This is a genomic window from Nostoc sp., assembly GCF_036917155.1.
Classification (GTDB): domain Bacteria; phylum Cyanobacteriota; class Cyanobacteriia; order Cyanobacteriales; family Nostocaceae; genus Nostoc.
The window spans coordinates 55,730-62,187 of sequence record NZ_JBALDZ010000161.1; the positions used below are offsets into that span (position 1 = coordinate 55,730).

At 41.1% G+C, this 6,458-nt stretch carries 4 protein-coding genes; all 4 read left to right on the plus strand.

All coding sequences use genetic code 11. The annotated features are described in order from the left end of the window. The first annotated feature begins 98 nt into the window (after positions 1-98). Complete coding sequence (locus V7K67_RS21595) at positions 99-584, plus strand: hypothetical protein (RefSeq protein ID WP_334733815.1); 486 nt, start codon at positions 99-101, stop codon at positions 582-584. Between the two features lie 199 nt (positions 585-783). Beyond that, positions 784-1,395 (plus strand): cupin, encoded by a 612-nt coding sequence (locus V7K67_RS21600; RefSeq protein ID WP_335168342.1) that lies wholly within the window; start codon positions 784-786, stop codon positions 1,393-1,395. A 56-nt stretch (positions 1,396-1,451) separates the two neighbouring features. Continuing rightward, positions 1,452-1,937, plus strand: coding sequence for an ArsC/Spx/MgsR family protein (locus V7K67_RS21605; RefSeq protein WP_334733813.1), 486 nt, complete (start codon positions 1,452-1,454; stop codon positions 1,935-1,937). Positions 1,938-2,358: 421 nt separating this feature from the next. Next, positions 2,359-6,458, plus strand: a 4,100-nt coding sequence (locus V7K67_RS21610) for an ATP-binding protein (RefSeq protein ID WP_335168344.1), incomplete at its 3' end; no start/stop codon positions are given.

Here is a 6,458-nt window from a genome sequence, read left to right on the forward strand (position 1 = left end):
AAAGTTAGGAGTGAGGAGTGAGAAGTGAAGAGTTAAGAATTTATAACTCAGAATTTACAACTCCTAACTCCTAACTCCTAACTATCCGAGAGTTCATTATGCAAGCTAATACAAACAAATTCTCATGGTTTCAGGTTCCAGAAGATATCAAAAACCTATTAATTTTAGCTGCACAAAACTGGGAAAATACATCAGAATCGGAAAAATATATTCAGCAAGCTTTAGCAAAAACTGGTGAAAATACAGATGTGTTGGTAGCAGCATATAGATTTTTCTATTATAAAAATAATTATTCTCTTGCACTACAAACAACAATCAAATTATTAGATAAAATTAAAGAACTAGAAAAATTCCCTGATGAATGGGAGCAACTTAAGCCTATATTAGTCAATCGCAAAGAAGACCCACAAATTCGATTGTACTTAAATGCTTATGCTGCTTCTGGATTAGTACTAGCAAAGTTGGGAGCAATCGAAGAAGCAAAAGAAATCAGCACCAAAGTCAAACAGATAGACGACAAGAATGATTTTGGTTCTGGAATTCTGCTGGATATTTTGACACGCCCAGCAGAAGAAGACGATTAATTAGTCAGCAATGAAAAGTCAAGGTGAAAATCATGAACAATTGGTTATCTACCAAATCCTATTCTCTATTAGGAGCGGCTACTGATAGTAACTCTATCTTTCCTCCTATCAACATACCTACAAAATTTCCTGTAGGTAATATCCCTAATATCTCACCGATCATTGTGATCCAATCTTCTCCGTTATCAATTTAAAAGTTATGAAAGGTAGGGATTGGCTGCTAACAGGAGACGGTCAGTATCAAGCCTGTAAATCTGTAAGAGCATGGGATTTATTGAGAGAAAATTACCGCCTTTATCGGTTTTTAACTGAGGTGGAAGATGTTCTCAATGGCAGTGATAATGAAACCAATTGTCTGCCAGAAATTCGGATGCTTGTAAGGCGCTTGATAGTAAATTCCTACTGGGTGCGAAGTCAACATTTAGAGCCTTCGCCTAAAACGGGAACCTCTGTTTTACTCCTATATGATGAATTGGGTTTTCCGTTGACGGTGCAAACAGTAACATTTGCACCAGGAACCCGTTCAAACATTCATAATCATGGGACGTGGGGAATCGTGGCGATTCTAAAAGGCCAGGAAAAAAATACTTTTTGGCGACGCACCAATAGCCCAGAATTTCAGGACAAAATTGAAGCAACGGGAGAAGTAACTCTCTTCCCCGGAGACATTATTAGCTTGACTCCCGATGCAATTCACAGTGTAGAAGCAGTGGGTGAGGAACCAACTGTGACTTTTAATATTTATGGCGAAACCGATCCGAATGAGAGGTTTGAGTTTGACTTAGTTAGCCATCAAGCTAGGAATTTTTAATTTCATCGGTTCGTAGTTGGCGCTTTAGCGCTAAAAAGTAATTAGGAGATAGTTGCATGGCAAGAGTAAGTTTCTATAGCAAACCAGGCTGTAAAGGTGGTACTAAGCAAAAAGTTTTGCTCACTGCTGCCGGTCATGAGGTGATACCATACAACCTGCTAAAAGAACCTTGGACAGTTGAACGGTTGCGCTCATTTTTTGGCGATCGCCCCGTAGCCGAATGGTTTAATCTTTCCGCCCCCAAGGTAAAATCTGGTGAGGTAGTCCCGGAAAAAATCGATGCCCAAACCGCTTTGGCGCTGATGCTGAAAGAACCACTGTTAATTCGCCGTCCTTTGTTAGAAGTAGGCGAACAGCGTGAGGTAGGATTTGATGTACAAAAGATTGATGCTTGGATTGGCTTACAAGCTGTGGATGAATCCTTGCAAGAAATCAGCGACAAGCTTTTGAAGCAAGATTTGCAAAACTGTTCCCACGGTAAAGATCATAATCATGGTCAAGGTTCTCAACAACACCAAAAGCAAGGCAACTGTAAACATTAGTACCGAACTTATGTAGTTATGTGACTTGTTAGGGAACTCCAAGAAATAAAAAACTCCATCCCACAAGGGGATGGAGTTTTAGGGCATGGGGAATCGGGCATAGGGCATGGGGAAGAGTCACCAATGCTCTATGCCCTATACCCCAAGTCGCCGGGCGGCTATCCCTCTAAAGACACCTGGGGATGGAGTTTCCCGCCGACTTTCGATAAATTATCCCGCTTGAAGCAAAGACGCGATAAATCGCCGTCTCTACAATAATCAATCTTTTCTCAAGACAAAAGATTTATCGCGTCTCTTGTCTTAACCGAACCATATTGGGACAATACTCTCAAGTATTAAAACCATGTATCATTTTGTCTCAAATGTTACATGGTGAACTTGCATGGGCATATTAAGAATGCTTCTATTGCAAGAAAAAACAATGACAGCTACTCTATCTGGTTATCAACTCCTTGAAACCCTTCACTCCGGTAGTAAAACCGTCATTTATCGCGGACGACGAAAAACCGATAACCTCAGTGTTATTATCAAAACTCTCCTTGACGAACACCCACTACTGGAAGACATTGCTCGACTGCGCCACGAATATCAAATTATTGAGCCTCTGCAAATTTCTGGCATTGTTAAACCCTACGAGTTAAAAAATTATCAGCACGGTTTGGCTTTGGTTTTGGAAGACATTCCAGGTTGCTCGCTTAAAGAACTGATTGCGACTCAAACAACCACCTTGATTATTTTTCTCAAGGTGGCGATTAATTTGGCACATATATTAGGCCAACTGCACGCCAAACACATTATTCATAAAGATATTAAACCACACAATATTCTCATTGACCCGCATTCTGGGGAAGTTAAACTGATTGACTTTAGTATCTCTTCCCGCCTCGATAAAGAAAATCCCATCTTGAGCAATCCTAATTTGCTTGAAGGTACACTTGCGTATATGTCGCCTGAGCAAACAGGCAGAATGAACCGAGCAATTGACTTTCGCACCGACTTTTACTCGTTGGGTGTCACTTTGTATGAAATGCTCACAGGTACTTTGCCGTTTCATACAACTGACCCGATGGAGTTAGTACACTGTCATATTGCCAAAACGCCAGTCGCACCTTGTCAAGAAACTGTGTGCCGGGTTTTGGAAGAAGTACCAGAGGCAATTAGTGCGATTATTTTAAAGCTTTTAGCCAAAACAGCAGAGGAGCGATATCAAAGCGCTTGGGGACTAAAAGCTGATTTAGAGGAATGTTTGCTGGAAATACAAGCCACTGGCAAGATTGTCAACTTTGTACCGGGAAGACGTGACAAATCGGGGCATTTTTTGATTCCGCAAAAGCTATATGGACGCAAAGCAGAAGTAGCAACTTTGATGGCGGCGTTTGAGCGAGTGGCAGGTGGTAGCAGCGAAATCATGCTCGTTTCTGGTTATTCGGGGATTGGTAAAACCTGTGTCGTCCATGAAGTTCATAAACCAATTGTGGGGGCAAGAGGTTATTTTATTGCTGGTAAGTTTGACCAGTTCAAACGTGATATTCCTTATGCGTCGTTGATTCAGGCCTTTCAATCTTTAATTCAGCAATTACTCACCGAAAGCGAAGCCCAAATCCAAAAATGGAAAGACAAACTATTAACCGCATTGGGGGAGAACGGACAAGTCATTATTGATGTGATTCCAGAAGTTGAATTAATTATTGGTCAACAGCCACCTGTGACCCAACTGGGGGCGACTGAATCTCAAAATCGTTTCAACCGCATTTTTGGGCAATTCATTGGCGTATTCACCACTAAAGACCATCCTCTGGTTCTGTTTCTTGATGATTTACAGTGGGCAGATTCGGCATCCCTGAACTTAATTGAGTTATTGATGAAGAATAGCGACCGCCAATATTTATTATTAATCGGAGCATACCGCGATAATGAAGTTTCTCCTACCCATCCCTTGATGATGAGTTTGGAGAAAATTCAAAAAGCAGATGCAGTGGTCAATAACATCGTTCTCTCACCGTTGCAGTTAACGGATGTGGAAGCCTTAATTAGCGATACATTGAGTAACACAGAAGGCATCGAGCAACTTGCCGAATTACTATTCCACAAAACCGCAGGCAACCCATTTTTCTTAACGCAACTGCTGAAAACTCTACATCAGGAAGACTTTTTAACATACAACTTCCAATCTGGAGTCTGGCAGTGGGATCTTAAAGATATTCAAGCCATTGGCATCACTGACCTCAATGTAGTTGAACTGACAGCGAGAAACATTCGCAAACTCTCACTAGAGACGCAAAAAGTCCTGAAACTAGCTGCTTGTATAGGGAATAGCTTTAATTTGGATGTATTGGCGATCGTTAATGAAGCATCTTCTCTCAAAACAGCGGTGCAATTATGGTCTGTGCTGCAAGCTGGGTTAATTCTGCCGTTAAATCAGGACTACAAAATTCCTTTAGTATTTGCTCAGGAAGAATCAAGCGGTATTACCTTAACCGATCTCAAAGTTGACTACAAGTTTTTACATGACCGAGTACAGCAAGCAGCTTATTCTCTGATTCCTGATGAGCAGAAAAAAGCAACACATCTGAAAATTGGTCAATTACTACTGCAAAATACCACACCAGAAGAACGCAAAGAAAATGTTTTTGCTTTAGTTAATCAACTCAATTATGGTACTGAATTACTAATCTCAGAAGCAGAAAAATATGAACTTGCTCAACTGAATTTAATCGCTGGACAGAGAGCCAAATCAGCAACTGCTTATGAGTCTGCTGTCAAATACTTGAATGTAGGTTTGGAACTGTTAGCGCCAGATAGTTGGCAAAGTCAGTATCAGCTGACATTGGTACTGCATGAAGAAGCAGCAGAGGCAGCTTTTTTAAGCGGTGACTTTGACGAAATGCAGAGATTCATTGTGGTAGTGCAAAACCACGGCAAAACGCTACTGGACAAAATGAAAGTATACGAAGTCCAGATCCAAGCCTATATGCCGCAGAATAAGCTAATTGATGCGGTTAATACAGGACTAGAAGTCTTAAAGCTTTTGGGGGTAGAGTTTCCCGAAACAGTGACTCCTTCAGATATTGGGCAAGCATTAGAGGAAACGAAATCGATTTTGAGTGGGAAGGAACCTCCGGACTTGCTCTACTTACCTCAAATGACCGACCCGCATAAACTGGCAATCTTGAAGCTACTGTCAAGTTTATTTATTGCCGCTTACTTTGGCGCTCCAGAACTTGTACCCCTAGTGATATGTAAACAAGTCAATCTATCCGTTCAATATGGTAATGCTTCTGTTTCTCCCTTTGTATACTCACTTTATGGTTTTCTTCTCTGTGGGGTTGTCGGAGATATCGAACGGGGTTATCAGTTTGGTCAATTAGCTTTAAGTTTGCTTTCAAAGTTAAATGCCAAAGAAGTCAGCACCAAGACGTTCCAAATAGTAAATGCGCTGATTCAACATTGGAAAGAACCCGTCAGGAAGACCTTAGAAACTTTTCAGGCAATTTACTCTAGCGGACTGGAAACTGGAGATTTAGAATATGCTGCCTATGGTGGATTTCAGTATTGCTTGCAATCATATTTGGTAGGCAAGCAACTAACTATTGTTGAACGAGAAATGGCAACCTACTGGGATGCTATTAAGAAAATCAAACAAGAAACATCGCTTCAATATCAGGAAATCCATTGGCAAGCTGTCTTAAATATGATGGGCAAAAGCCAAAATCCCTGCATTTTCCGGGGGGAAGTTTACGACGAGCAGAAAATGCTCCCGATTCATCAGCAAGCCAACGACCAATTAGCAATTCAATTTTTATCCTTCCACAAACTTCTGCTTTGTTATTGGTTTGAGAATTACTCCCAAGCGCTGGAAAATATTGTTCAAGTAGAAAAATCTTTTGGTGCAGCTGCTGGGCAGGTAATTTCTGCGATCTTCTATTTCTACGATTCTCTGGTGCGGCTGGCAGTGTATGCCAATAGTCCACAGCTAGAGCCGCAGGGCATTGCCAGCCGCGTCCAAGCTAATCAAGAAAAAATGCAAAAATGGGCGCATCATGCCCCAGCGAATCATCTGCACAGATTCTATTTAGTGGAGGCAGAACGACATCGGGTTTTAGGCGAAAAAATCGCAGCGATGGAAATGTATGACAAAGCGATCGCTCTTGCTAAAGAAAACGAGTACATCAACGAAGAAGCCCTAGCTTACGAACTCGCTGGTAAATTCTATTTGTCATGGGGTAAAGAAACCATTGCTCAAACCTATATGACTAATGCTTACTATGCTTATAGTCATTGGGGAGCTTTAGCTAAAGTCAAATATTTAGAGTCAAAATACCCCCAATTAATTACCCGAAATGCAAATCCACAAAAACTAGAAAATAATTACAAAGAACTTACTCAAACAAACTCCACAACTACCGGAGGTTCTCACCTGCTTGACTGTTGGACTTTGGACAAAAAGAAGAAGTTCGCGAGTGTGACTCGCGAAATAAAAACTACGCATCATAAATTACACCAGTTATTTTTCAAACTGAG